The 25286-nt window shown below is 58.9% G+C and carries 23 protein-coding genes; 4 read left to right on the plus strand and 19 right to left on the minus strand.

The window, feature by feature from the left end; genetic code table 11:
- Positions 1-14 precede the first annotated feature (14 nt).
- The 7 genes from addA to regB all read right to left on the minus strand — a co-directional run bounded on the left by addA (position 15) and on the right by regB (position 11524).
- Entirely contained in the window at positions 15-3404 is a 3390-nt protein-coding gene (gene addA, locus EK369_RS20395) for a double-strand break repair helicase AddA (protein WP_127116125.1), read from the minus strand.
- Positions 3401-6331, minus strand: a complete 2931-nt coding sequence (gene addB / locus EK369_RS20400) for a double-strand break repair protein AddB (protein WP_127116126.1) — start codon at positions 6329-6331, stop codon at positions 3401-3403. Before addB ends, addA begins: the two co-directional genes overlap by 4 nt.
- Positions 6324-7016, minus strand: coding sequence for a nucleotidyltransferase family protein (locus EK369_RS20405; protein WP_127116127.1), 693 nt, complete (start codon positions 7014-7016; stop codon positions 6324-6326). Before EK369_RS20405 ends, addB begins: the two co-directional genes overlap by 8 nt.
- Positions 6992-8005, minus strand: a complete 1014-nt coding sequence (locus EK369_RS20410; RefSeq protein WP_127116128.1) for an aminoglycoside phosphotransferase family protein — start codon at positions 8003-8005, stop codon at positions 6992-6994. The genes EK369_RS20405 and EK369_RS20410 overlap by 25 nt, the downstream gene beginning before the upstream one ends.
- Entirely contained in the window at positions 7998-8474 is a 477-nt protein-coding gene (tsaE, locus tag EK369_RS20415) for a tRNA (adenosine(37)-N6)-threonylcarbamoyltransferase complex ATPase subunit type 1 TsaE (RefSeq protein WP_127116129.1), read from the minus strand. The genes EK369_RS20410 and tsaE overlap by 8 nt, the downstream gene beginning before the upstream one ends.
- Positions 8475-8519: 45 nt before the next feature.
- Positions 8520-10040, minus strand: a complete 1521-nt coding sequence (locus EK369_RS20420; RefSeq protein WP_127116130.1) for a PAS-domain containing protein — start codon at positions 10038-10040, stop codon at positions 8520-8522.
- 86 nt (positions 10041-10126) lie between these two features.
- Complete coding sequence (gene regB / locus EK369_RS20425) at positions 10127-11524, minus strand: sensor histidine kinase RegB (RefSeq protein WP_127116131.1); 1398 nt, start codon at positions 11522-11524, stop codon at positions 10127-10129.
- Positions 11525-11612: 88 nt separating this feature from the next.
- Here regB and EK369_RS20430 point away from each other — a divergent pair, with 88 nt between their 5' ends.
- On the plus strand, positions 11613-12230 hold the full coding sequence (locus EK369_RS20430) for an SCO family protein (protein ID WP_127116132.1): 618 nt from the start codon (positions 11613-11615) through the stop codon (positions 12228-12230).
- A gap of 69 nt (positions 12231-12299) precedes the next feature.
- Positions 12300-12854, plus strand: coding sequence for an ActR/PrrA/RegA family redox response regulator transcription factor (locus EK369_RS20435; RefSeq protein WP_127116133.1), 555 nt, complete (start codon positions 12300-12302; stop codon positions 12852-12854).
- Positions 12855-13023: 169 nt separating this feature from the next.
- Here the strand turns inward: EK369_RS20435 and EK369_RS20440 are convergent, their stop codons facing one another.
- The 5 genes from EK369_RS20440 to EK369_RS20455 all read right to left on the minus strand — a co-directional run bounded on the left by EK369_RS20440 (position 13024) and on the right by EK369_RS20455 (position 16596).
- A complete protein-coding gene (locus EK369_RS20440; protein WP_235871499.1) occupies positions 13024-13521 on the minus strand; it encodes a GNAT family N-acetyltransferase in 498 nt (165 codons plus the stop codon).
- Positions 13518-14105, minus strand: coding sequence for an HD domain-containing protein (locus EK369_RS20445; protein ID WP_127116134.1), 588 nt, complete (start codon positions 14103-14105; stop codon positions 13518-13520). The genes EK369_RS20440 and EK369_RS20445 overlap by 4 nt, the downstream gene beginning before the upstream one ends.
- On the minus strand, positions 14102-15055 hold the full coding sequence (locus EK369_RS20450; RefSeq protein ID WP_127116135.1) for a glycosyltransferase family 8 protein: 954 nt from the start codon (positions 15053-15055) through the stop codon (positions 14102-14104). The genes EK369_RS20445 and EK369_RS20450 overlap by 4 nt, the downstream gene beginning before the upstream one ends.
- Positions 15056-15358: 303 nt before the next feature.
- Entirely contained in the window at positions 15359-15481 is a 123-nt protein-coding gene (locus EK369_RS22330; protein ID WP_268920625.1) for a hypothetical protein, read from the minus strand.
- 83 nt (positions 15482-15564) lie between these two features.
- Positions 15565-16596 carry a LacI family DNA-binding transcriptional regulator gene (locus EK369_RS20455; RefSeq protein ID WP_127116136.1) on the minus strand — a complete coding sequence of 344 codons (1032 nt, stop codon included), beginning with the start codon at positions 16594-16596 and terminating at the stop codon, positions 15565-15567.
- 229 nt (positions 16597-16825) lie between these two features.
- Here EK369_RS20455 and EK369_RS20460 point away from each other — a divergent pair, with 229 nt between their 5' ends.
- Positions 16826-17467 carry a cobalamin B12-binding domain-containing protein gene (locus tag EK369_RS20460; protein ID WP_127116137.1) on the plus strand — a complete coding sequence of 214 codons (642 nt, stop codon included), beginning with the start codon at positions 16826-16828 and terminating at the stop codon, positions 17465-17467.
- 14 nt (positions 17468-17481) lie between these two features.
- Positions 17482-18135 (plus strand): hypothetical protein, encoded by a 654-nt coding sequence (locus tag EK369_RS20465; protein WP_127116138.1) that lies wholly within the window; start codon positions 17482-17484, stop codon positions 18133-18135.
- On the opposite strand, the gene EK369_RS20470 is transcribed toward EK369_RS20465, so the two are convergent.
- The 7 genes from EK369_RS20470 to EK369_RS20500 all read right to left on the minus strand — a co-directional run bounded on the left by EK369_RS20470 (position 18132) and on the right by EK369_RS20500 (position 25155).
- Positions 18132-18866 (minus strand): cytochrome b family protein, encoded by a 735-nt coding sequence (locus EK369_RS20470; protein ID WP_127116139.1) that lies wholly within the window; start codon positions 18864-18866, stop codon positions 18132-18134. The genes EK369_RS20465 and EK369_RS20470 overlap by 4 nt on opposite strands.
- Positions 18856-19842, minus strand: a complete 987-nt coding sequence (locus EK369_RS20475; RefSeq protein WP_127116140.1) for a hydroxyacid dehydrogenase — start codon at positions 19840-19842, stop codon at positions 18856-18858. Before EK369_RS20475 ends, EK369_RS20470 begins: the two co-directional genes overlap by 11 nt.
- Complete coding sequence (locus tag EK369_RS20480; RefSeq protein WP_127116141.1) at positions 19842-21092, minus strand: LVIVD repeat-containing protein; 1251 nt, start codon at positions 21090-21092, stop codon at positions 19842-19844. Before EK369_RS20480 ends, EK369_RS20475 begins: the two co-directional genes overlap by 1 nt.
- Before the next feature lie 12 nt (positions 21093-21104).
- On the minus strand, positions 21105-21857 hold the full coding sequence (locus EK369_RS20485) for an HpcH/HpaI aldolase family protein (RefSeq protein ID WP_127116142.1): 753 nt from the start codon (positions 21855-21857) through the stop codon (positions 21105-21107).
- Positions 21854-23077, minus strand: coding sequence for a uroporphyrinogen decarboxylase family protein (locus EK369_RS20490; protein WP_127116143.1), 1224 nt, complete (start codon positions 23075-23077; stop codon positions 21854-21856). Before EK369_RS20490 ends, EK369_RS20485 begins: the two co-directional genes overlap by 4 nt.
- A gap of 204 nt (positions 23078-23281) precedes the next feature.
- Positions 23282-24154, minus strand: coding sequence for an amidohydrolase family protein (locus tag EK369_RS20495; RefSeq protein WP_127116153.1), 873 nt, complete (start codon positions 24152-24154; stop codon positions 23282-23284).
- Positions 24151-25155, minus strand: a complete 1005-nt coding sequence (locus EK369_RS20500; RefSeq protein ID WP_127116144.1) for a nuclear transport factor 2 family protein — start codon at positions 25153-25155, stop codon at positions 24151-24153. The genes EK369_RS20495 and EK369_RS20500 overlap by 4 nt, the downstream gene beginning before the upstream one ends.
- Between the last annotated feature and the right edge of the window lie 131 nt (positions 25156-25286).

Here is a 25286-nt window from a genome sequence, read left to right on the forward strand (position 1 = left end):
TGTTCCGTGCGAACCTATGAAGCGACCCCGGGAACGTCAAGGTATCCTGTATCTGCCAGCGCTTTTGTCACAAGATCGTGTGGCACCACCATAAGCGTCGCCGTATTGGTCCAGAGAATGGCGGTTTCAATGCGATGCTCTGGGTAAACCTCTGAAATCGCATGGGCATAGGCCCCCATCTGGCGCAGCAAACCGTCAGGTGTTTTCTCTGGCGTGCCGGGAACTCCGGCGTTGGTTTTAAAGTCCACGATCATCACACGGTCTTCGGAAATGACAAGGCGATCAATGATCCCGTGCATCCGATGTGCCCCAAGGTCCGCGGTCACGGAAACCTCGGCCAGGGTGTCTGACGCGAACAGAAACGCAAGCTCCGGTGCCTCCAGAACGCGGGTTGCTTCGGCCAGGGCGTCGGCCTGCTCTTGTGGGCCACCGCCAAGGGGCGACAGCATGGTCTGCGTGATCTGGGGCCATTGCGACCTGGGATGGTTTGGCAAATGCTCCAACAACACATGGACCTGATTTCCATACCGCTTTGCCGTTTCCTCATCGCGCCCCGTGTCGCTGGGCAGCGCCTTGGCCCCGCCCAGATCAGACGGGCTAAGCGTCGTGGTTCTGGCCTCTGGTTTCGCGGCAATTTCGGTTATAAACCCCTGAACTTCAACGGTTTCTTTGTCTGCCGAGGCAACGCTATCCTTCACGGGGCCGGACCAATCCCCAAGCGAATATCGCAACCCCTGCCCGCCCGGCAGGTCGTGTTGTTCGGCGCCCAAATGCACCAGCCCATCGCGAACGGTGTCGTACCAGCTTTGTCCGTCCTTGCCCAAATCACCCGCCGCCGCGACCATCAACCATTTCTCGGCCCGCGTCATCGCCACGTAGAGCAACCGCTGGCGTTCCGCCCGTATCGTGTCCGCACGCGCCTCGCGCGCCGCCTTTAGCGCGCTTGGGCTGGCCCCCGGCGGCATGCTCCACAGGGCTTCGCCGTCATGCTCGACAATTTGGCTGTCATTCCGGATCAGACGGCGGCCCGTATCGGGCAGGATCACGATCGGCGCCTCGAGCCCCTTGGACCCATGCACCGTCATGACCCTGATCTGATCCCCCGCACTGTCCATCTGGCGCTTGATCTCTAGGTCGTCGGTTTCCATCCAGATCAAAAAGCCGGTCAGGCTGGGCACCGCGCTGCGTTCATAGGCCAAAGCCTGGCTCAGCAGTGCGTTGATGCCATCCTCGGCCTCTTTACCCAGCCGCGCCAACAGGTGCCGCCGCCCGTCATGGCGCGTCAGAACCCGTTCAATCAAATCATAGGGCCGCAAAAAATCGGACTGCGCCATGAGGTCCGCAATGACGGCCATGGTGGTGGGGAACTCTGCCTTGCGTTCTCGCAAAGCGTGCCACAACAAAGGAGACTGCCGTCGGTGGGCCAGGTCAAAAAGTTGCTGTTCATTCCACCCAAACAAGGGGGACCGCAGAACCGTCGCCAAGGACAGGCTGTCCTCGGGCGTTGCGAGAAACGACAGGAGCGCGCCAAGGTCCCGCACGGCCAGCTCGGCCCCGACCTTGAGCCGATCCGCCCCGGCAATAGGAAGGTTCCGCGCCTTGCAGGCCCGAATGATCTCGTGAAACAAATCCGAACGACGCTGCACCAGAACCAGAAAATCCCCGGCGCGCACCGGACGCTGAGAAAAGACCCCACTTGGGTCTTTTTCCGCCGGAATAGTCTGTTTTTCAGTGATAAGGCGCGCAATTTCGTCAGCAACACGATTTGCCAGGACAACCGTGTGATGCGTCTCGCCCAGACGATCAACCGGTTTGTACCAGGCGTCTTTCTCTGGTTTTGTCGCAGCTTCTACCAGCGGCCAGAGGTCCACCCGGCCCGGCATGTCTTCGTGAAAGGCCTTGTGTTCAGAGCCTGGCTGAACGCCCGTTTTCATTGCGCCTTTGAGGGTCTCATCAACCAACCGCAGGATCGCGGCAGACGACCGAAAGGAATATTCCAACTCAAGCTGGTTGAGTGGCCTGCCCGTCGGTTCAAGTCGCTGGGCAAACTCTGCTTGCATACGATCAAACTCGGCCGGATCAGCCCCTTGAAAGCTGTAGATTGATTGCTTTTTGTCGCCGACAACAAAAATCGTGCGATCAATCTCGCCGCGAGCGCCCTGACCGCTGGTGAACTCCTGGGCAAGACGCTCAATCACCTGCCACTGCGCCGGGCTGGTGTCCTGGGCCTCATCAACAAGGATGTGGTCTATGCCACCATCCAGCCTGTAAAGAACCCATTCCGCCACGGCGGAGTCGTTCAACAAGGCGCGGGCGCGGAGAATGAGGTCATCAAAATCAAGCAAGCCCTGTTGCTGTTTGCGCGCTTCGTAGTGGTGCAGAAAGCGGTGCCCAAAGTGGGATAGCACCTCGGATCGGCGGGCCCCAATCAGCGCCAACCGTGCCTCGCGGGCGTCTTGCACACGTAGCATGAGCGGCGCAATCTGCTCTGCAATATGGGGATGTTTCTTTTGTGCGGCCTTGGAAGGAATAGACCCTAACTTGGCTGAAAATGGCTCTTTTGCTTTTTCACCCGTCAGAAAAACCTCTTCCAGTTCGGCGAGCGAACCGAATCCGAGTTCTGACATACTGAAAAGCTTTTCGGCCGCCTTTTTGTCATTGACCCCTCCATCCCGCAAAGCGGTGACAAGGCTGGCAATCAATACGTCTTCACCACCCAGGAACACCTGGGCCTCGAGTGCGGCTTCGGTCAGGTCCGGAGATTGCCCGAGCTGTTCCAGCATCTGCCGCGCCGAGCGGCTGTTTTCAAACAGCTCGCGATTCCGTACGACTTCGGCGGTCAGATCTTCGAGGTTTTCGCCCGTGAATTGCGACGCGAGTTGCTTGATCAGCGGGGCATCCTCGCCCTCTGCCATGTCCGTGACAATGTCGTCGCGCAGCAGCGCTGACGCCCGGTCCTCCATTTCGGCAAAAAGCGGAGAAACCCCGGCTTCCAGCGGAAAGCGCCGCAGCAAGGATGAACAAAACGAGTGGATTGTCTGGATCTTCAACCCACCGGGCGTTTCAATCGCCCGTGCAAAGAGCGTGCGGGCATTTCGCAAGAGTTCGGGATCAAGGTTCTGATCGACCCCAAGCGCCGCCAGCTCCTGCCGCAATTCGGGATCGCCCTTCATCGCCCAGGCGCCAAGCCGTTTGAACAGCCGGTTCTGCATCTCGCTGGCAGCGGCCTTGGTGTAGGTCAGGCAGAGGATATGCTGGGGCAGCACCCCTTCCAGCAACAACCGCGCAACGCGGTCTGTCAGCACGCGCGTTTTGCCCGATCCCGCATTTGCTGACAGCCATGTGCTTTCCTTGGGTCGCGCGGCCTGAACCTGCCGTTCCGAGGCGTCATCCCGCAAGATCATGTCAGATCCTCCGGGATTGGGGCATCCGTGACATCCCATTCACCAAATCTGGCGAGCTGATCATAGTCCCCCACGTCCCGATCGCTTTGCATGGCGCGCCGCGCGGTGAACCCGTGCGAGGTATCGGCGTAATGGGCAATCAGCTGAAGGAATTCGGCCCAAACCTGACCGGCGGGTGTTTCCTCAAGCGGGGCTGCGACATCTCTGGGCGAAGCCCCCAACCCGATATAGATCGCTGCGACCACGTCTGCCGGGTCGATATCGCGAAATCCGCCCTTCTCTGCCATCGCGGCTTCTAGCAACAATTGCTTGTCAAAGTAGGTCTGTTCGTCTTTCGAAGGTGGGTTTCCGGTCTTGTAATCATAGATCACCAGCGCGCCTGTCTCGGTCCTGTCGATCCGGTCGGCTTTCCCAACGAGCTGAAACCCGAGGTCAGGAATTGTGATGCTCGCCTCACGCTCAAAAGCTGTCGGCTTTGCGTTCTCGCGGCGTTTCTGCTCTCCGGAGATGAAATGTTCAGCGGTACGATCAAGACGCGCTGCCCACAACGCACGTGCCGTGGGCCAAGGCACCTTTTGGGCAAGAATAGTCTCTGACACAGACAAAAGATGATCTCTGTTCAAATTGCGTTCGTCTGCCTCGACATCCTGAATGAACTGTTCCAAGACATCGTGCACGGCGATACCGCGCAACAAGGCATCCGGCGTTTTCATCAGGCTGTCGAGAGGTTTGAGACGAAGGATTTCCCGGGCATAGACTGCGTATGGATCCCGGATCAGACGTTTAACCTGGGTCACCGAAAGCCGGGACAGCCGCGCATTTTCCGGCGGGCGCGGCGATGGCCGGGTGTTGGGAGTGACCGGCTCCACATGTTCGACCGCCCTGACGAGGTTCAGCCATTCGCCCCCACGCGCGCGCATGTCTGCCAATGCCTGATTGCCGCCCTGCGCTGGTAGGCCGTCGAGCAGGTTCATCAACCTGTTTATCCAGCGAGAGGGCACCGTTTCGGCCTCATCAGACCGGACTGACCGGGTCACCCAGACTTCGGGCGCTGCGACGGCCTGTTGAAAGTCATGCGCAGACAGGCCGATACGACGCTCTGGCAAAAGCAAACCGGCGTCATGTCGCATTTTCCGGTTAAGCCAGGGGTCAGGCGCGGGCGCTTCGGGCCAGCTGCCTTCGTTGAGACCGCCCAGGATCACCAGATCAGCGCCTTGAACCCGTGCCTCCAATGTGCCCCAGATCAAGACACCGGGATGGCCCTGATCCCGGTCGCGCACCTCGTTTCGGGCAAGCACAGCCCCGATCAGATCGGCATAGTCGACGGCGGTCATATCCCCGGCATAACTGGCATTCAGCCGCAAATCTGCAACGACTTCGGCGGCCTTGCGTCCTGCGGCCTCGTCCCAAAGACCGCCAGTTCCATCAGAGGGCCCGGCGGCAAGTGTTTCTGCCAACGCTATATGCGTATCCAGTTGTCTTGAAAGAGATGTCTTCCCATCCAAACGCTTTCCAAAAAAGTGCCTGATGACCCACTCGACCCATTCGGTGGGCACTTTTTCTTGCGACTTACCCCACGCCTTCATGGCCTCTGGCTCGGGATACGTCATCCCCTTGCGGCGCATCATGAGTTCGAGTTCTCGGGTGTTTAACAGGTGCGCGTTGCGGTCAATCCCGCTGTGGCACAAAGGATGTTTCAAAAGGGTCAGCAGCATCTCGGCTGTCAGCTTGCGATGAAACAGCGCCGCGACATGCAACAGAAACCGACCCGGCGGGCTCAACTGCAAAGGCGTCCCCGCACTGTCGTCTGGCACAATTCTCCAACGGTCCAGAGCGGCTGTGACTTGACGCGTCAACATGCGATCCGGCGTGATCAGCGCAGCCGTTTGGCCATCTTCGACCGCCTTGCGCAAGCGCAGCGCGATGGCCAGCGCCTCTTCCCTCATCGATTGCGCCTCGATCAACGTCACTCCACGGGTCGCGCCTGTCAGGTTTGCCAGCTTTGGCCCCTCGCTCAGCCATTGATCCGTGACAGGTGCGGGACGCAGGGCAAGTGACACCAGCGCATTGCGTTCGGTGCTCGGGGGTTGGTCATCGGTCCAGAGTTGGATGTCATCCGGAGTGATCCCAAGCGAGTCCATGAGCTTTTGGAACCGAAATTGCGGATGGTCTTCGGCGGTGAGCGCATCGCCCAAGGTGTCCCAGGTCCCGCGCGGCATGTTGGTGTCAAACCCCGGCAGGATGATGGCGCCTTGCGGCAAACGCGCGACGGCCTTCATCAACATCAGCGTTGTGCCGCGCGACCCGGTGGACCCGGCGAGGATGATGGGATGCTGAGGAGGATTTGTCCGCCACGTTTCGGACAGGGTCTCGACAACCCGGCGCTGACGGGTTTCCGCATCGGGGCGCTCATCAACGTCCTCCAGAAAATGCCGGGCAATTGAAAAAAACGTCTTGGCGCGTTCCCAATGTCCGGATTGATCTGACACATCCAGGGCGTCGATCGCGTCCGGAGACACGCCTTCACCTGCCATTTCATCCATCAGGGTTGCCAGACTGTCAGCCAGATCAAAAAGCGTTGCACGCGCGGCCAGATCCGGTTGCTGATCAAGCAGACGAGCAATGAGCTGCGTCAGCTCGAACCGTTTGCGCAGCGGCGAAATGGCTGGCGGCACGGTGGCAGCAACGTGTTGTGCGCCTAGGTTTGACAACAGAGAGATGTGGGGCAGCAACCTCGCGGGGCCCGCGTCAAACAAGCTGCGCACGCGGCGCTCCATCCGGCTGGTGTTCACGATCAGCTGCGCGCGGGCCAGGGCATCAGGGGGGCAACCTTTGGTACGCGAGATCAGCCCAGCGACCAGCGCTTTGGGGAAATCAACGCCGGGCGGCAAGGCAAAAACCCGAGGGGTGGGCCACGGCTCAAACATCGCGGTCCTCTAGCATATCTTCGGCAAGATCAATGCCGTCAGGAGTACCCACATCACACCATTTACCTGGGTATGACAGGCCAAAAAGCCGCCTGTCTTTTGCCATCTCTGTCCACACAAGATTCAGCGAAAAGGCCCCGTCCTGGATGTGTTCCAGCCGCTCGGTGCGCAGAATTTGAACACCGCTGTAAATGACTCCGGGGCCGCGAGTTAGGCGATTATCATTATCAATCAGAAAGTCGCCATTTCCCTTGTGTCCAATGGCATGATCGCGCGGAATGCATAGCAAAAGTGCGTCCATCTCGTCCGGCTGCCATGCGTCACGAAGCATGGAAAAAGGGTTTGGACCCTTCCAGATGGCATCTGTGTTGGTGGTAAAAACCGGCCCCCTGCCCAGCAAAGGCAGTGCATGCCTGAGGCCGCCGCCGGTTTCCAGAACATCAGGGCTTTCGTTAGACAGCACCGCCTCGGTTCCCGACAGATGGGCGGCAATCTGGTCAGCGAAGTAATGGGTGTTCACGACGATTGCATTGGGCGAGATCTCGCGTGCAAGATCCAGAGAGTGGTCAAGCAGCGTTTTGCCCGCGACCTCGATCAGCGGTTTGGGCCGGTCCTTGGTCAATGCGCCCATGCGCGTGCCAAACCCGGCCGCAAACATCATTATGGCGTTGGGATCGTCGCACATTGGTTCTTGAGTTTCCTGATGAGGGCGGGTGTGGGTTCCGGCAAATGATCCAGGGCCATTTGCCGGATTGAATCAAGCGCCGGATGTTCAAGCTCGCGCAGGATCAATCGCCAAACACGCGGCAAGTAGTCGATGTAGTGTGGCTTTCCGGCATACAAACAAAGCCGCGTAAAGACCCCCATGATACGCAGGTTCCTTTGCACGCCCAGCGCATGGAAGGCGGCTTCAAACGAGGTTTGCTCCAGCCCTGTCCGATCAAGGTACCGGCGTATCATGTTCTGCTCGGTTTCTTGCGACACGTCACGGCGAATGTCGTGCAACAAAGAAACCAGATCATAAGCGCGGTGACCCAAAAGCGCGTCCTGAAAATCAAGCAGACCAACCCCGGCGACCCCTGTGCGCGACGGCAGCCACAACAGATTCTCGGCGTGATAGTCCCGCAGGATCACGACGTCGGTTTCGCTGCAGTACTTGTCGAGAATACCCCGAAACCGGCCCATGAACTCATTCTTAACGGTGCCGTCCTGTCCACACCCCATTAGGTACCAATCAAAGACCGGCGCAATCATGTCCGCCATCATGTCGGGTGTATAACGGATCAAATCAGGAGCAGGCGTCGCATGCAGCTCTGCCAGAACATCTGTTGCGATGCCGTAGAGGCTTTGCTCTTGCCTATCGTCAGCCTCGACAACGCGGGCGATCAGGTCGTCGCCCAGGTCTTCTAGCAGCAAGAACCCTTGAGCTTCGTCCGCATAGTAGATTTCTGGGGCAGAAAACCCTGCCTGTCGTAGCCAGTTGGCGATGCGCACGAAGGGCCGCACATCTTCGCCGAACGACGGCGGAGCGTCCATCAAAACAGCCGATTGTGCACCTTTTGAAAGCCGCAGATAGCGCCTGTTTGAGGCGTCTCCGGCCAAAGCGTGCTTCTTGGCGTCGTGCCAGCCCGACCCAGCCAGAAACAGATCAATTTCATGAGCGCGCCTAGTCATTGGCAAGGTCACTCAACAGTGCGGTCCACCGCGAGGATGTGGCGCTGAGGGTCAGATGACGTACCCCCGGTTGGTCGGTCATTGTCAGGCGCAGGGTCAACGCCTCTTCAGGGGCCAGTTCCGCCAGCCGATCGGGCCATTCCACCAGACACAGTGCATCATCGAATGCTTCGACAAGCCCGAGTTCAACTACGTCATCGGGCGACGTCAGGCGATAAAGATCGACGTGCCAGATATCAAACCCAGCTGCCTCATAAACCTGAACAAGAGTAAAGGTTGGTGAGGGCACATCCTCGGGCACCACCAAAAGCGACTGGATCAGGCTGCGGACAAAGTGGGTCTTACCGGCGCCAATATCCCCTTCCAATAACAGAACATCCCCAGCCGCCAGGTGCGGCGCCAGGCGCTGGGCAAGTGCTGCGGTTTCTTCGGAAGAAGACAGGATAAGATCTAGCTGATTTGCGACCATGGGCAGAGATTACACCGCCCATCACGCCCTGCAAGCCGGAAGCCACTAGCCCGCCATCATTTCCAACGTGTCTTGAGAGTCTTTTTTCGCCTCAGATTCCGCAAACAATATCGAGGTGAAGCCCCCGTTCAGCGAAACAACCCGAACCGTTATCCTCTTACCAGAGACCAGCAACAGGTCCCGTTCCCAGTTCTCACGTGGATTCAGATCCAGAACGTGATGGCGCAGCCGCTCCCAAAGATCGCTCTTTTCGCTGTGAGTCCGCCAGTGATGCAGTGCTTCCTGAAGGGTGTATTCCGTGATGCTGAGTTCGGGTTCAATATCCCACAAGTCGCGAAACACGGCGTTGCAAAACCCAAGTTTGCCCGAGGGCGAAAATACCGCGACACCCTCGCGAACAGTATCCAAAGCAGAAAAGCCAAGCTCCAGATCGGCCCGAAAGCGACGGGCCAGCGAAACCTCGGCACTAATGTCCTCAAACAAAAACGCGGTCGCACCGTCGGGATGTGGCCGACCGACAACACGATAGGTCACGCCCGAAGGCAACGACCACGTTTCAGTATACCTGTCATCAGAGGCAGCAACGACCACCTCAGCCAGATGTTCGCGCCACGAGGCATAGTTGCGTGGCTCTGGCATCATCCGGTTCTCTCGCATCCGATCAAAAAATGTCATCAGATTGGGTCTGGAGGACAGGAAATCTGCAGGCAAAGCCGTCAGGTCAATCAGCGCGGGATTGAACAGGGCAAGCTGGCGATTGCGATCAAAGATTGCCAACCCAATCGACAGCTGAGCAAAGGTTTTTGTCAGGGTTTGCACAAAATTTCGCTGGGCGATTTCTGCGTTTACGATGGCATTCGCATCGGTGGCATAGTGCGTGTACTGTCCGGCGCGCTTGATGCTGGACACGTCAAACCAATAGCTTTGGGTTCTGTCGGAATTTGTCACCGCAGTTCGCGTTGGCTTGGGAAGGTTCGGGCCGGGATAAGTTTCAAACACCCGGGGAAGCGCGGATTCTTCAATTGCGAGGTCCATACGTGTGGCCAAATCCAGATAGGCCGAATTGGCCCAGGTGACCTGACCCGACTCGTCACTTTGCCAGATCGGGTACGGGGCGTCGTCCAGAACCGGATTGATCCGCGTGGTTCCAGCGCTTGATGGTGTCTCTTGAACGCCGATGTGCTGCAGGGTGATGCGCGCCATGTCATCCCACTGTTCCAGCACGACAATGGATCCATCGTCGGGATCGCCTGCCGAAAATGTCTTGGACTCTTCCGACTCAACATTGACTTGAAACGAAGGGAAGCCCGGAAACCTCTTGGATAGGTATTCGGAAACAAAGCTCCAGTCGCCTTTACTGTCACCTTTGGCCCGCAACAAGGCACGTCCGGCACTGTTTGCGTCCAACAGAACGCCCGACTGATACAGCAGAACCGACGCGGGCTCAGAAAGCCAAATCTCAGATTGCTGTGCGGGTTTTCTTGATATCCGATCTGTAACCCAGATCAATCCACCTGCCAAAACAAGGCTTAGACATGCGATGAGCACATACTGTGCAATGACCATGAAACGGCATCCTTCAATTCTTGACCCCCGCTATTCTTGGGCGAGAGTGTTAACGGTCCGTTAACGATCTTTGCGGTCCTTTCGGTTCAGGTCGGAAATTGAGGATTTAAACCCAGAGGCCCAAGTGCCGTATCCGGAGCAAGCGCTATTTCTTCTCTGGGCCAGGAAACTTCCACGATGGCGCCCGATGGTCTGGGCCCATCAGTGCTTTGCGGACTGCCGTCCGAGCCATTGGCAAAACTCAGCTCGGCGCCACTGCGTTCCAAAAGAGTCTTGGCGATGAACAGCCCCAGCCCCATGCCTTCGTATCCCGGCCGTTGTTTGCGATCGCGTTCACTGCGACGCTTGCGCACAAAAGGGTCCCCAATGCGGCCAATCAAATGAGAGGGGTATCCCCGCCCGTCATCCATGATCCGCAAAACAATGGCCTCATCTGACCACGAGGATTCTATCCAAACGCTGCTCCGCGAAAAATCGACAGCATTCTGGATCAGGTTTCGAAGTCCGTGAATCACTTCGGGGCGTCGCATGATGGTTGGCGGGCGATCCGCCGCATCCTGCCCGGCAGCAATTTCAAACAGCACCTCTTTGCCACGATCCAAATGCGGCTCTGCAGCCTCGGCAACCACGGCCGTCAAGGGCGCCGTGCGCAGGTGCAGATCATCCTTGCCTGCTCGCCCCATAGATCGAAGGATTTCGCGACAGCGATCCGCTTGTGCCCGTATCAACGCGGCGTCTTCATAAAGATCCTTGCGATCTTCAAGTTCGTCCATCAGTTCCGCACTGGTCAGCTTTATCGTCGCCAGCGGTGTTCCCAGTTCATGCGCTGCCGCCGCGACAACGCCGCCGAGATCCGTCAGTTTCTGTTCCCGCGCCAGTGCCATCTGCGTGGCGGCCAGGGCTTCGGACATGGACGACATCTCGGAAACCACTCGACGTGAGTACACCGACGAAAACAGGATTGCGATGACGATGGCGACCCATGATCCGTATAGGAACACGTCGGGCATACGCAGGATGAACCGCTGCTCCATACGCAGCGGCATGTGAAACTCCAGCATCAACGTGACCAAAACAATGGCTGTTGCCGCAAGGATTGCAGTCGAGCGCACAGAAAGCACCGAGGCCGAAATGGTCACCGGTCCGACAACGAGGATCGAAAACGGGTTGTGCAGCCCGCCTGTCAGGAACAGGAGGAAAGACAGCTGCAACAGGTCGAACAGAATCATGAAAGCGTTCTCGCTTTCGGAAAGCAGCTTGTTTTCGGGGAAAACGAACATCGAAATCAGGTTGCCGATCACCGAGATTCCGACCGCGAGGTAACAAAGCCCGTACTCCAGCTCGAGCTGAAAGACCTGCTGTGCCACGATCAGGGCAATGACCTGGCCCACAATTGCAATCCAACGGACAAGAATTATCGTGCGCAGACGAATCCAATTGCTGCGCCCCCGGCCTGAAATCAATTCTGCTGAAAAATCCGACATCTGCGCGTCTTTGTCCCTTGTCCTGCCGCTGACAATTGTTAGGTGTCGGACAGAGATCACGCAACAACAGCCTTGGGTGGATGCCGATATGGTCCGGAATTTCGCAATCATTGCTATAGTCATCGCTTTCGGGGCGCTGGGCGGGATGTGGTACATGTCGCGCGGCGGAGATGACCCGCTGGCGCAATGTCGTGCCGGGGCTGTGGCCGGCGGTGCTTCGGCTATTGGCGGACCGTTCGAGCTGGTCGATGAAGACGGCAAGGCAGTGACAGACAAGGACATCTTCACCGAGCCGTCGATTGTCTATTTCGGCTATACTTTCTGTCCCGATGTCTGCCCGATGGACACGTCGCGCAATGCCGAGGCAGTGGATGTTCTGAAAGAGCGCGGCCTGTCCGTGCAGCCGGTCTTTATCTCGATCGACCCCGCCCGCGACACCCCGGAGGTGCTCAAGGACTGGACCGACGTCATGCACCCCCGCATGGTGGGTCTGACCGGCACGCCGGAGCAGGTCAAAGCGGCGAGCCAAGCCTACCGCACCTACTATAAGAAACAGGAAGACGGCGATCCCGAGTACTATCTGGTGGATCACTCGACCTATTCCTACCTGGTGTTCCCCGAGACCGGATTTGTCGACTTCTTCAAGCGCGATGAAACACCAGAACAAATGGCTGATCGCATTCAGTGTTTCATGGAAAACACATAAAGCCCTGACGATGTTTGACCCTACCGCCATCGCAAGCTAAAACTTGAAGAAATCGCGAAAGGGACAACCATGGCAGACAGCAACTTGCAGGAAATAGGGCCGGACAAGACGCTGCTTTTGGTGGACGACGACGAGCCCTTTTTGCGACGCCTGGCCAAGGCCATGGAAAAGCGCGGTTTCGAGGTTGAAACCGCCGGATCCGTCGCCGCTGGCAGAGCCATCGCAACCGCACGCACACCCGCCTATGCCGTTGTTGATCTGCGGCTCGAAGATGGCAACGGATTGGATGTTGTCGAAGTGCTGCGCGAAAAGCGCGAGGATTGCCGGGTGGTGGTTCTGACCGGGTACGGTGCGATTGCCACCGCGGTTGCCGCGGTCAAGATCGGGGCCACGGACTATCTGTCAAAACCTGCGGATGCGCAGGACATCATGAATGCCCTGCTCAGCGCCGATGATGAACTTCCACCGCCACCGGAAAACCCGATGAGCGCGGATCGGGTGCGTTGGGAGCACATCCAGCGAGTCTATGAGTTGTGTGATCGCAACGTGTCGGAAACGGCGCGGCGGTTGAACATGCATCGCCGGACTTTGCAGCGGATTTTGGCCAAGCGCTCGCCGCGTTAAGGTCTGGCCGCAACCCTCAAAAACCCACGTCAGTATCGTGTCGGTTTAACGTCGGTATTTTGTCGGTGCCCGATTGATTTACCTGTGTTGACAAAACCTTAGCCGGAGTCTCCGGTTGAGAGTGCCGGTGCCTCCGGCGGGAGTATTTTTGGCAATACGAAGGGTGTGGTCAGTCCTTGAGATCATAGCGCTTCAGAATTTTGCTGACGGTGGTGCCGTCAGAAAGCATCGCGGCGTCTATCCTGTCCCAATCGCGAAAGCCGCGGCTTTGGTAGTAGATCAGCCCCCCGGTGTTGTCGGCGCGGATGTTGGCGTTGATCCAGTCGTACCCGAGATCAAGCGCGGCCTGCTTCGTGGCCTCGAACAGGCGCGAGCCGACGCCAAGACCGGTTTGGCCGGCTTTGACAAAGGTGGCGATGTCGCAGGCCTCGGGCGGGAGGCCGGGTTGATAGGGGCCGATCCATTGGAAGCCGAGAAGCATGCCATCATCCGCAATAGCCACATGCCAGGCCGATTTTTCTGGGTTGGCATTCAGCCAGTCACCGAGGGCTCCGCGAGATAGGGGGCTGGTGAGGGCCGTGGTGCCGCCGATTTCGATGATCTTGTTCAAAAGGTCGGTGGCTGGGCCAAGATGCATCGTAGCGCCAGAATGAATGCTCAGGCTCATTCGATCTCTTTCAGCAGCGCATCGTGTCGCGCGGTGAAATCGTTTCGGACCTCGACTGGCGGGCGCAGGCGGATGTGCAGGTCGCGGATCGTGGCGCGGTCGGGTTTGCCGAAGAACTTGTTGGCCTCGGCCTCGGAAAAGCCGGCGATTTCCACGGCCTCCATCCAGGCGCTGATGCGGTCGGCCTTTTTGATCTGCTTCTTGATCGGTGCGGGTGTGGTGGCGGGCAGGCCAAAACGTATGTGGATCGCGGCGGCAAGGCGTTCGTCCAGGGCCTCGTAACCCGGCCCGACCGAGGATTTGACGGGAGAGATCATGTCGCCAATCACGTATTCCGGGGCATCGTGCAACAGGGCGGCCAGCCGCCATTTGGCAGCGACACCGGGATTGAGGCGCGTGAAGAGGTCTTCGACCAGCAGCGAGTGTTCGGCGACGGAATAGGCGAAATCTCCGTGGGTTTGTCCGTTCCAGCGCGCCACGAAGGCCAGGCCATGCGCGATGTCTTCGATCTCGATGTCCATCGGGGTCGGGTCGAGGAGGTCGAGCCGACGCCCCGAGAGCATGCGTTGCCAGGCGCGGGTCATCTGAGCACGTCCAGTTCCGATTTGAAGCGGCGGAGGTTGCGATAGAGCGACAGTGCGGGGCCAACTTGCACGCTCATGTGACCGACGGATCGTAGCCAATTGCGGCGCGGTTTGTCGAGCGCGGAGAAGTCCGCGAGCCGGTCGGGGAAGTGACGCGCGATGAAGCGGCGATAGCGGTTGTAGAGTTCATAGGAATAGTTTGTACGGGTAAACACCTGGTCGCTCCACGGTTTGATCCAGCCGACATAATGCACAATATTGGGTGAAGCCAGAGCCGAGAGATAGGGCTCTTTGTGGGTCCATTGCCAGTTCCAGTTCGGGTGCAGCTCTGCAATGTGACCCATCAGGCCAAGGTTGAAGAGCGACTGGTCATTTTGTTCGGTTGGGCGTGGGTCCTTGTGCACGGCAAGCATCTTTTCCAGGCATCCCATTTCGCGATAGCGCGCGGTGTCCACCAGCTGCATGCCGGAGTTGAAACAGGTCTGGCCCGAAATGCCGCGCGCCTTGAAATCCATTACTCTGCGAGAGAGGCGGTACCATTGCGCCACGTCGCGTACTGCGGCCACGGGATGCGGGGCAAAATCGAGACTAAATAGGCGGAAAATGCCCTCATTCACCACATTGGTGTCGCAATCGAGGTACAGAATTCGATCGTAGGTGTCCCCCAGTTCCTGTGACAGGAACATGCGCAGAAAGGCGGTTTCCGGAAGCCATTTTTCGGCAAGGTTGAGGCTCGCAATCTGATCTCGTAAATCCAGCACGTGGTTGCGGATGCCCAGCGTCAGAAAGGCCTTGGGGATGTCCAGGGGATCAAGTGAGCAGATCAGGATATCATAGTTCCGATCCGGCGCATGCAACGCGGCGTTTTGGGCAGAAAACAGCGCAAAGGGCAGTACGTTTAGGTCAGCGCAATAGACCAGGGCCTTTTGGGGGTTATGTGCTGCGCTCATCTGCTGCCTCGGATGTCATGTGCCGCTGGCAATTCAGCACAATCCCACAGGGTTGGAAAGGTCGCGGGCGCAAGTTGTTGCAGAGGCGACACCTGTATGGGCATGAGCCCTGCCCAGATTTTGCCACATTTCCCGGGTATCCTGATCGCATTGCGGGATCGCGTGCTGCCGACGGTGATGTGAAGGATCGTGTTTTGTAAACGTCACCGGTGATGCCGACATCAATTGCGAGGGGGGCACGTTTTTTGCTTCCTCCCGCGTGTCCTCCTCTCATTGAACTGCGATGAAAGGAGGGGATCATGTTCAAACACCTTTTTGATCCTGAGCCTCTGTTGAATCGGTTGTATCAATCGGCGCGATGATCCGCATTTTGTCTGTATCACCCATCTCGTCCAGAAGCGGCGCAACAGGTTCGAAAGCGGCCATGTGGCGGCACTGTTCGCAACTACAGCCTGTCTAAACCCATCCGGTCGTCTGCGCATAGAGCCTATTAATGCAGCGGTCGTGTTTCAGCCCGGCTGTGCCCGTTTTACTGTCTTTCGTAATATTAATTGACCCTCAAACCTCTGCTTTGACGGTGCAAGCGAAGTATCCCTCATGTTGCTGACCAGACATTCCACCGCTTCGCTAATCATACGTCCCACCGGTTGGCGAATAGTCGTCAAACCATGCCCCGGCCATCCCGCTGCGGGAATGTCATCAAAGCCAATCAGGGAAAAGTCGTCTGGGATTTCTAATCCCATTTCAGTGCGCGCCGCATGCATTACCCCCAATGCCATAACGTCGCTTGCACAGAATACGGCGTCCGGGCGCTCGGAGCGTGAAAATAGCCTCAGGGCTGCCTCTGCACCGCCTTCGAACGTATAGTTTCCACTTTCACGAGAAAACAACGATAACCCGGCCTCGGCCAATCGCTCCACGAATCCTGCTTCACGCGCTGCTGAAGTTGCATCACCATCTTCACCGCCAATGAAGGCAATACGTCGATGCCCGGCCTCAACCAAGAAATCCGCAGCCAATCTGCCACCATCGTGGTTGTGGATTTGGACATGGTTGACATCCAACCCCTCAACACTGCGGTTATACAACATTACCGGAATACCCTGCGCCCGGCAAACCTTGGCCATCTGCTCACTCAGGATCGCTGATAGGATCACAACTCCGTCGATTTTGTATTGCATCAAAGTGTTCAGTGCCGTGTTCACGTCGCCTTCGCCGTCTACGGTAAACAGCAGCATTTGCCAGCCTTGCGCCTGAATTAGACGACTGAAATCGGCAATGGTCTGAGCAAAAAACGGATCTTGAAGCCGGGTTACAATGACCCCGACCATGCCGGATCTTTGATGCGTATCCTTGCGGGCAGTCGACATGCTGCGCGCGATGGCATTGGGTTGATACCCAAGGTCCTTGGCGACGTTCAGAATAAGCTGCCGTTTCTTTTTTGAAATCGGAGCGCCGGGCGAAAACGCACGGCTGACGGCAGATTGGGACACCCCCGCAGCCTTGGCCACGTCATAAGATGTGATTGACCGTTTCGCCATTCCTGCCCTGCTCGTTCATCGCACTGATTTCGCGCAATCTAGTGGAACCGATGTCCCTTGAAAAGAAGATGTGCAACTTGGCGCCCGGCCACGTTCAAAGAAGCTCATCCTGGTCAGGTGCCGCTGAAATAGGTGTACAGCACGGACTCTTTGCTTGACCTGGGTGCTTCATTCATGAATATTGCATGCGCATTCACTAATGATAGAATCGGCAACAAGGAACCCATCTATGCTGACTGAAGAGGAAAAGGACGACCTGTTCGAAGCCATCTGTGATGGCGACCGTGAAACCGTTGTTGAGCTTGTGACCAAGGCGCGTGACGCTGGCGAAGACCTTGGCAAGCTCCTGAATGACGCGATGATCCCCGCAATGGCGGACGTGGGCGAGCAATTCTCGGCGGGCGAAGTCTTTGTCCCCGAAATGCTGGTCGCCGCGCGCGCCATGCAGGGCGGCATCGACATCATCGAACCCATTCTGGCCCAGACCGACCACGAACCCGTCGCCAAGGTCTGCATCGGCAGCGTCAAAGGTGACTTGCACGATATCGGCAAGAACCTTGTCGTGATGATGCTCAAGGGCGCTGGCTTTGAGGTCGAAGACCTTGGCGTCGACGTTGCCAACGAAGACTTTGCCGCCGCCGCCGACCGCGGCAACTCCGTGATCTGCCTCAGCGCGCTTTTGACCACGACAAAACCGCAGATGGTCAAGGTTGTAGAGCACCTGAAAGAAGCCGGCAAAAACGTCAAAGTGGTCATTGGCGGGGCCGTCATCACGCAGTCTTACGCAGATGCGATTGGTGCCGATGCCTTTGGCGAGGACGCCCCCGGCGCGGTTGGCGCCGTCAAACGGGCCCTTGGCCTGGCCAACTGACCGGTGCCACGCGCATGAGCCTTGATCTCTCTCAGCCATTGGCGCGCCGGTATGACGTACCGGCCGCAGGGCTGCTTGAGACGGCTCTGCCGCGATTGGAACGGCAGAAACAATACGCCAAACTGCTGGCGCGTGGCGGCAATCGCGCGGCGGGCCTGCGCGACTGGCTGACCCAGGCGCGGGCGTGCATTTCCGCGCTCTCTGCCCCTGTCATTGTCCTGAAACCGGCCCACGCCGAGCCTCTTCAGGATTGCGTGCGCATTGCGGGCCGCGTTGACCTCACAGACCCTGAGCTAGTGCAATTGGTGCATCAGGGCGGCACGGTCACGCTCTATCTTGTCACCCTCGGCTACGCTCAGACAGACGCTTTTGACTGGCTGGATCGCGACTACGGCGCGCACCACATCCAAAGCGATCTGGGCAACGAGACACTCTTTGCTCTTGGGCGCCACGCCCACCGCCTGCAACGACAGGCCGCCCCCGGCGCGCGCCTGAAACGCATCTCGGTTCAGGCCAGCGACCTTTGCGGTCAGCAAAAGATCTGGGACCCCGCCAAGGTGCAGGCCCTGCTTGGGGTTTTCGACCGCGACAACCCCGGCGTTCAGGTCACCGACACCGGGTGTTTTCAGCCCCTCAACACGTTGCTTGGCCTTACCGTGCGCCTCTAGGGCTTCTCGGCCTGCGCCTCGATCATCTTATTGTAGCGGCGTTTGTTGAAAGGATTCTCGGGGTGATACCCGTAGACCGAGGCATAGGTGTCATGATGATGCCCCCGCCCCTGCAAAATAACGGCGCCGATCAGCCCCCCTAGGATGATCAGCCCAAATGCAACGGCTATTCCCGGCATCCAGAAGTGTGACAGCCCGGTGGCCACTGCGCCACCTGCACAGAACAGCGCAAAGTATCCAGACGTCTTGTGCCAGGCCTCAAACCACCAGCGCTGCGGCGCCATGTCAAAGTGGTCCCCGCCCCAGGTGCTGCGATCCTCGGGGTCTCGGTCCATCGCCTTGCGGCCCCCGTGAGAACCGCGAAACCACGCCGAAACCCCTTGCAAGACACCCAACGTGATCGTCGCCGCCCCAAAGTACGAATGCAGCGTGCCAGAGAACCCGCCGCTCAGGATCATGGCAAAGCCCGCGCCCGCAAGCGACAGGCCAATCGCGCCATAAAGCGACCATTTGTGCAAGGTCCAGGGCAATTCAGCCCAACCCAGTTTTGGTGTCCCGCGCGGGATGCCATACAGCCGCGGTGCGATCTTGCCAAACCGCAAAAAAGCCACCGCCGCGGGCACCAGCACAAACCAGATCGCGAACATCAGTATTGCGTGGTTCTCCCAGTGGATCGGGATCGTCATGTCGAGGAACGGGATGCGCCCCTCGGTGGGGATCTCATAACGCATACCCGGCCTCAGTCAGTGCCGTGGCGTTAAAGATCAGCCCCGGGTCCAGTTCACCCTTCAGACCCGCCAAAATGTTCTGTGCTGCCACCACCCCCATGGCGCGCGTCGACTCGGCACTCAGCGCCGCGGAATGCGGGCTGAACACGACATTTGGCAGGGAAAACAGCGGATGGCTGACATCCGGCGGCTCGGCCAGCAGACAGTCCAACCCTGCCCCCCCTCGGGCCAGATGCCCTTGCAGCGCCCCGGCCAGAGCGTCCTCGTCCACTAATCCACCCCGCGCGGCATTGATCAGGATCGCCGTCGGCTTCATCGCGGCCAGCTCATTGGCCCCGATCAGCCCCATGGTGTCAGGCGTCGCAGGCAAATGCAGGCTCAGGGCATCCACCGCACCCAGCGCCGCCCGCCAATCCGCAACCGGCTCGTATCCAGCGTCGCGCACGGCATCAGCACTCACAAAGGGGTCAAACACCTGCACAGCCATGCCAAAGGCGGCGGCCCGTTGCGCCACCTCGCGGCCAATCCGGCCAAACCCCAGCAACAGCAGGGCTTTGTCCTTTAATTCACTCATGGCAACAGTGCTGCGATAATTCCAATTGCCTGCGCGCACCGCCGCATCCGCCGGAATGATCTTCTTGGTCAGCGCCATCATCATCGCCAGCACCTGTTCGGCCACGCTGACGGCATTCACCGGCCCCACGATCGTCACCGGCACGCCCCGCGCGCCGAGGTCCGCCGTTGGCAGGTTGTCACAGCCCACCCCGTGCCGCGAGACAACGCGCAGCTTGGGCATCTCTTCGGCCATCTCGGGCGTGATGACCCCATAGCGGATCAGCAAGGCATCCGCCGCCGACAGGCTCTCCATCGGCAGCGCCGCGCCCGGATCTTCGAAAACCTCGATCTCCAGCCCCGGCTCAGCCCGCAACAGGGCCATGCCGTCGGCGTGAATTTTCCCCGCGATCACCAGCCTCGTCATCACAGACCGTCCATTTCCATGATGTAGAGACCAGCGTTCATGTCGGTGGTGTAAATCAGCCCCTGCTTGTCGACATAAACGTCCGTTGTATCCACCACCACTGGCCGGTTCGGGCGATAATCCATCAGCTTTTTCGGAGCAGGCGGCACGCAGGCGGCGACCTCTTCGGGTCGGAACGGGTTCGAGATATCGTACACCCGCAAACCGGCATTCTGATAACTCACGAACATCAACTCTTCGCTCTGGAACCCTTCGGACCGGTTCTCATGCACGTTATGCGGCCCGAACTGGCCACCCTTGTTTTTGTAATCCACCTCGTTCGGCGGCAGGGTCGTGGCAATCGTCACGGGGTTCTCCGGCACCGAGATGTCATAGACCCAGTTGCGCTTGATCCCGTCTTCGCAATTGTCGGCTTGTGATTCCTCGACCACGAACAGCAACCCGCGATCCAGCAAGGGCAGCGTATTGTGTGTATGCCCGGCAAAAGGCGGGCACGGGTTGTCATGGCTGATGAATTTGGGATTGTAGCGATCCGACACGTCGATCAGCGACATGCCCCCATCGCGCCAGGCTGCCGCGCCCAGATCACCCTTGATGATCGCATGGTGCAGCGCATAGCGATACTTCGGATCCCACCACGGTTTTTCACCGGCAGCGGTGTTCATGCCCTCTTTCCACAGTTTCGAGACCACTTCCGGCTTTTCCGGATTCCTGAAGTCCACGATCATGAAAATGTCGTCTGAAAACCCCGGAGGCAGCGCCGAGATGTAAACCCAATCGCCGCCATCCCAGAATGTCCGGTGCACGCCCAGCCCCGGCACATCCAGAAACGCAATCTCGCGCGGGTTCTCGCGGTCCGAGATGTCATAGACCCGCATCCCCGCTGACCACGGCTTTTCCCCGGCAAAGTCGACCTTGTCGGCCACGGACCCCTTGTAATACTCACCCGGATCAAATGCGCCCGAGGTTTCGACCTTGAGCATGTCGCACATGTTGTTGACGATCATGATATCGCCATGGGTCTGGATATGCTGGCTCCATGTGCCCTCGGGTTGCGGCATGTGTTTCACAAAGCGCGGGTTCTTCGGGTCCCGCACGTCGATGATGGAAAAGCCGTTGTTGAACACGTGGCCGACATAGGCATAGCCGCCGGACACCATGATCTGGATCCCGTCGGCGCGGCCCCCCTGATCGGAATGCCCAATCAGGCGGATGTTCTTGGCATAATCGGGGGTCAGAAGATCGGACATTTTGCTGTCTCCTCAGTCAGGTTTGCGCGCGGCCAGCACTTTGGCGCCCGCGAATAAAAAAGAATGGTCAGAGCCGCTCAGGTAGAAACTCGCGCCCTTGTCGCGCCATGGTCCCATGTCTTCGCACGGGGCCACGAACAGGCCCGTTGCGGCCCCCTTGGCGCCCAGAACATCAGCAGCCTTGGCGGCAATGCCCGCGTCGTTGAAATCGCTCAGCCCATAGGACACCGTCAGATCAGCCCGCCCCACGAACAGCGCATCAACGCCATCCACGGCGGCAATGGCGTCGGCGTTTTCGACGCCTTCGCGGTCCTCAATCTGGCAAATCAGCGAAACCTCGGCATCTGCTTCCGCGCGATGCTGCGGCAGGGGTTTCGCGCCATACCCCCCGGCCCGCGTGGTCCCGGCAATTCCGCGCCCACCGGGCACATAGCGCATCGACCGCGCCAACCGCTCGGCCTGTTCCACGCTGACCACATGCGGCACCACGACCCCCGCCGCCCCGCAATCCAGCACGTTCAGAATGAAGGCGGGATTGTCATCCGGCACGCGGATCAAAACCGGTATGCCCACCGCCTTGGCCGCCAGCAGGCACAGGTTGATTGACACCTTGTCAAAGGGCGAATGCTCACCATCCAGCACAAGGAAATCCAGATCGGTATCTCCCAGTACCTCGATCACCGTCGGATGGGGCGTCTTGATGAAACACCCCACCAACTGTTCCCGCTGGGTCAGCGCCTTGCGAAACCGGGCATTCGGGCTCATTCCCCGCTCTCCCGCGCCAGCCGTTCGAAATACGAGGCTTTGTGCTCCAGCGCCTCATTCACATCCAACGGATAGCGCCCCATTTCACGCACCAGCTCAAAGAACTTCAGCGTGTTTTCCACCGGGATGTCATGGCCGATGTTGTGACAGGGTGCGATGATATAGCCACCGTCGCTCCCCAGATCCTTCATCCGCCGCGCCACTTCCCAGCGCAGCTCCTCATGGGTCGCGCCGGGCATCATCTGCTGCACGTCCATCGCGCCGTGAAAGGCCAGCCGATCGCCGAACTTTTCCTTGATGACGCTGGTATCCTCCATCCCCGAGGTCGAGGTCTGCACCGGGTTCAGAATATCCGCCCCCGTCTCGATCAGGTCTTCGATCAACGGCAGAACCGCGCCATCGGTGTGCATCATCAGATAGCAGTTGCCCGCCTCCTTGATGTGCTGATGCAACTGCGTGTGAAACGGTTTGATCCGCTTGCGATAGACCTTGGGCGAGATCAGCAACGAGGTCTGGCTGCCCAGATCGTCCGTGACATAGGCAATATCCACATAGTCGCCCACCTCCTCCATGAACCGCGTCCACATGCGGCACAGAGTGTCGGTGATCTTGCCCATCAACGCATCCGACAGCTCGGGGTTGATGACAAGGTCCATGAAAAACTGCTGATAGCCGCGCATCTGCAGCGCCGACATCAACGGCCCCGCCTTGATCGCATCGGCCCCCAGCACATAACCCGTGGTCTCATAAAGCTCTTTGGCGCGCTCCCGCAGCCCGGCAAATTGCGCCGGGTCTTCCGGATCCGGCCAGCAATCGGCGTTCAGCACATCCTCGGCTGTCTCGCAATCCGCCAGAGGCGCCTTGGCCAGACTGTCCACCGCATAGTGGTCGCCGTCCGCCCCTTTATAAAGCACGCCCCACATGTCGATATAGCCATCCGCCATGTCGTCACGTTCCCTGACCTGCACCCAATTCGGCACCAGCCAGCGGAAATCGACGTTAAAATGCTCCAGCAGCGCCTCATCCGGCACCACGGTCTGCGCCATCCGGTCCAGGATCACGCCGCCGTTCTCCATCGCCACGCCGTTCAGATGCGGCGCTAGCTCTGCATAATGCGTCTTGTGGATCGAGCCGATGTGCTTGCCCATGTCCAGCGGCACCCATTCCGGATTGTTCCGGGTCATCGCCGCTTTGAAGTTCTCTCTTGGTGTCATCGCCATTGGCGCGCTGCCCTTTCTCGGGCCAGCCACCAGATCAGGCGCGGCCACGTGAGTCGTTTATGAATGCGCATTCATATAGGGACGCAAAAATGCATAAGTCAAACAGAACAAACATGCAGATTGGCTGCATGTTTCTAATGTATAAAGAAAGCTGTTGAAGAGATCGGAGACTGCGCAGTCAAATCCGACTCAACGCACCGCGCATCAGGCCATCTGATAGAACCGTGCAGCGGTTGCGCCAAATACGCTCGCCTTGTTCGCTTCAGGCACCAGCGCCTCATAAGCAGCCACCAAAGTCGCGTAATCCGACGACAGGCTGTCCACCGGGAAATTCGACCCGAACATGCACCGCTCTGCCCCGAACTGCGCCAGACAGGTCTCGACGATCGGGGCAATACGCGCCGCGGTCCAGCCGTGGTCGAACATGCCCAACCCCGACAACTTGCACGTGACATTCTGTAGGTCGGACATGCTGACCAGCTTGTCCGACCATGCCTTCAGCCCCTCTGCACTGCGATCATGCGGTGAGCCTGCGTGGCACAGCGCCACCGCTGTATCCGGCGCCTGCGCCACAACCGAGGCGGTTTTCTCCATCAGCTCCGGCAAAAGCTGCAGGTCAAAGGACAGCCCTCGCGCGCCCGCCATCCGCAACCCTCGCAAGAACCTCGGATCATCCAGCAACGCATTGGTGCCCGTCCGGGCATCTTCCCCCGGCGCACGCCCGATAATCTGGCGCACCCCGCGCACCGTGGACAAGGCCTGAAACCGGTCCAGCTGCGCCTCCAGATCGTCCGAGGTCAGGTCACAAAACACCACCTGCGCCATGGGCCAGTCCGGATGGGCCTCGGCCACGGCCTGAACCCAGGCGGCCTCGGCATAGCCGTCCTCTGCCCCAACCTGAATGTGCACCGAACCGGCGAACCCCTCGGCCGTCGCCAACCCGCGAAACTCATCCAGCAGGAAATCGCGCTGGATCGGCGTTGGATCGCCAAAGAACCGCACCGCCCCGGCCTCCATCAGCCACGGATAATGCACCGCGTTCAGGTCCCACAGATGGTGATGCGCGTCGATCCTCATGGGCATTCGATCCCCGTTGTCCGCTCCAGAATATCCACACCCTGACACTTCCAAAAGTGCAGCAGGTCGATAAAGATCCAGTTCTCGGCCAGCTTATCCCCTGCACGGCGATAGATGTCGATCACCCGAAACTCCCCCTCTTTGTCGGTCGCGGGCATGCCCATGAACCCGCCCGTCGGCGTGGCCCGGAAATTCGGCCAGCCAAAGAAACCGCCAAAATGCCCCTCGGCCATACGGCAGATGTGCCCCGTCCCCGAGCGGTTGGTGAACCCGGCGCGGAACGGGCCCGAGTGCTGCTTGGCGTAGCGTTCAATCGTATAGGTCGCCCCGATCCCGGCAGGCCCCCACCAGATCATGTCGTCATGCCACGTACGCGCCAGCTCTTCTTCCAACGGCAGCCCCAGGGCCCACTGCCCCAGATCGGACACCATGGCATTGATCGCCGCCAACGTCCTTTCCCCCTCTTGCGGAGGCTGCGCGTCAAACATCAGCCCGTCATGGGTTTTTGGCCCCGGCTGCACCAGATGCGCCGCCGTCTGAGGCGGAAAGGGCTGCAGCCCCGCCTGCATCATCAGATGCGGAATATCAAAGAACATCGCGGTCTCGGTGATCTTGTCACCCTCAACCCGGTGAAAGGCACAATACCGCAGGAATGCCATCTTGCGCGTCGGCCGTATGCCCAGCCACGGCGCGTCGAACAATCCCATCAGATGCCCCATCGAGACAACCCAGACTCCACCCGGATCGTCGTACATGTTCTGCCCCGCCATAAACACGTCCAGACGCCGCTGCATCCGGGTCAGGCTGCGCCGCAAAGGTTGCCAAAACCGTGTGGCCACGGCCTCAGGGCCGGTGATTTCGTTGAACGGATGATACCCCTTCCAATTCAGCCCCGAGTCGCAGAATTCCGCCATGACCGCGGGGAGTCCCTCGACCTCGGCACCGTCCAAAGCGGCATAAAACCGGCGCACCAGTGATTTTTCTTTTTGCATATCACTCATCGTTTTTCCGTCATTTTCCAGCGACTTACCCAGGGGAAACCAGATTTTGAATCACCGCAGCCAGCCCAATATTGCATACGCATGCAAAAATGTCTTGCCAGAAAGGTCAAGCCTCAAATATGGTTTTTGCA

The organism is Shimia sediminis, assembly GCF_003990645.1.
GTDB lineage: Bacteria > Pseudomonadota > Alphaproteobacteria > Rhodobacterales > Rhodobacteraceae > Shimia > Shimia sediminis.

What these genes read in the sequence shown, in the direction of transcription:
- addA (WP_127116125.1), bottom strand. Translation starts at nt 3,404, where the DNA reads ATGATCTTGCGGGATGACGCCTCGGAACGGCAGGTTCAGGCCGCGCGA.
- addB (WP_127116126.1), bottom strand. Translation starts at nt 6,331, where the DNA reads ATGTTTGAGCCGTGGCCCACCCCTCGGGTTTTTGCCTTGCCGCCCGGC.
- EK369_RS20405 (WP_127116127.1), bottom strand. Translation starts at nt 7,016, where the DNA reads ATGTGCGACGATCCCAACGCCATAATGATGTTTGCGGCCGGGTTTGGC.
- EK369_RS20410 (WP_127116128.1), bottom strand. Translation starts at nt 8,005, where the DNA reads ATGACTAGGCGCGCTCATGAAATTGATCTGTTTCTGGCTGGGTCGGGC.
- tsaE (WP_127116129.1), bottom strand. Translation starts at nt 8,474, where the DNA reads ATGGTCGCAAATCAGCTAGATCTTATCCTGTCTTCTTCCGAAGAAACC.
- EK369_RS20420 (WP_127116130.1), bottom strand. Translation starts at nt 10,040, where the DNA reads ATGGTCATTGCACAGTATGTGCTCATCGCATGTCTAAGCCTTGTTTTG.
- regB (WP_127116131.1), bottom strand. Translation starts at nt 11,524, where the DNA reads ATGTCGGATTTTTCAGCAGAATTGATTTCAGGCCGGGGGCGCAGCAAT.
- EK369_RS20430 (WP_127116132.1), top strand. Translation starts at nt 11,613, where the DNA reads ATGGTCCGGAATTTCGCAATCATTGCTATAGTCATCGCTTTCGGGGCG.
- EK369_RS20435 (WP_127116133.1), top strand. Translation starts at nt 12,300, where the DNA reads ATGGCAGACAGCAACTTGCAGGAAATAGGGCCGGACAAGACGCTGCTT.
- EK369_RS20440 (WP_235871499.1), bottom strand. Translation starts at nt 13,521, where the DNA reads ATGAGCCTGAGCATTCATTCTGGCGCTACGATGCATCTTGGCCCAGCC.
- EK369_RS20445 (WP_127116134.1), bottom strand. Translation starts at nt 14,105, where the DNA reads ATGACCCGCGCCTGGCAACGCATGCTCTCGGGGCGTCGGCTCGACCTC.
- EK369_RS20450 (WP_127116135.1), bottom strand. Translation starts at nt 15,055, where the DNA reads ATGAGCGCAGCACATAACCCCCAAAAGGCCCTGGTCTATTGCGCTGAC.
- EK369_RS22330 (WP_268920625.1), bottom strand. Translation starts at nt 15,481, where the DNA reads ATGGCCGCTTTCGAACCTGTTGCGCCGCTTCTGGACGAGATGGGTGAT.
- EK369_RS20455 (WP_127116136.1), bottom strand. Translation starts at nt 16,596, where the DNA reads ATGGCGAAACGGTCAATCACATCTTATGACGTGGCCAAGGCTGCGGGG.
- EK369_RS20460 (WP_127116137.1), top strand. Translation starts at nt 16,826, where the DNA reads ATGCTGACTGAAGAGGAAAAGGACGACCTGTTCGAAGCCATCTGTGAT.
- EK369_RS20465 (WP_127116138.1), top strand. Translation starts at nt 17,482, where the DNA reads ATGAGCCTTGATCTCTCTCAGCCATTGGCGCGCCGGTATGACGTACCG.
- EK369_RS20470 (WP_127116139.1), bottom strand. Translation starts at nt 18,866, where the DNA reads ATGCGTTATGAGATCCCCACCGAGGGGCGCATCCCGTTCCTCGACATG.
- EK369_RS20475 (WP_127116140.1), bottom strand. Translation starts at nt 19,842, where the DNA reads ATGACGAGGCTGGTGATCGCGGGGAAAATTCACGCCGACGGCATGGCC.
- EK369_RS20480 (WP_127116141.1), bottom strand. Translation starts at nt 21,092, where the DNA reads ATGTCCGATCTTCTGACCCCCGATTATGCCAAGAACATCCGCCTGATT.
- EK369_RS20485 (WP_127116142.1), bottom strand. Translation starts at nt 21,857, where the DNA reads ATGAGCCCGAATGCCCGGTTTCGCAAGGCGCTGACCCAGCGGGAACAG.
- EK369_RS20490 (WP_127116143.1), bottom strand. Translation starts at nt 23,077, where the DNA reads ATGGCGATGACACCAAGAGAGAACTTCAAAGCGGCGATGACCCGGAAC.
- EK369_RS20495 (WP_127116153.1), bottom strand. Translation starts at nt 24,154, where the DNA reads ATGAGGATCGACGCGCATCACCATCTGTGGGACCTGAACGCGGTGCAT.
- EK369_RS20500 (WP_127116144.1), bottom strand. Translation starts at nt 25,155, where the DNA reads ATGAGTGATATGCAAAAAGAAAAATCACTGGTGCGCCGGTTTTATGCC.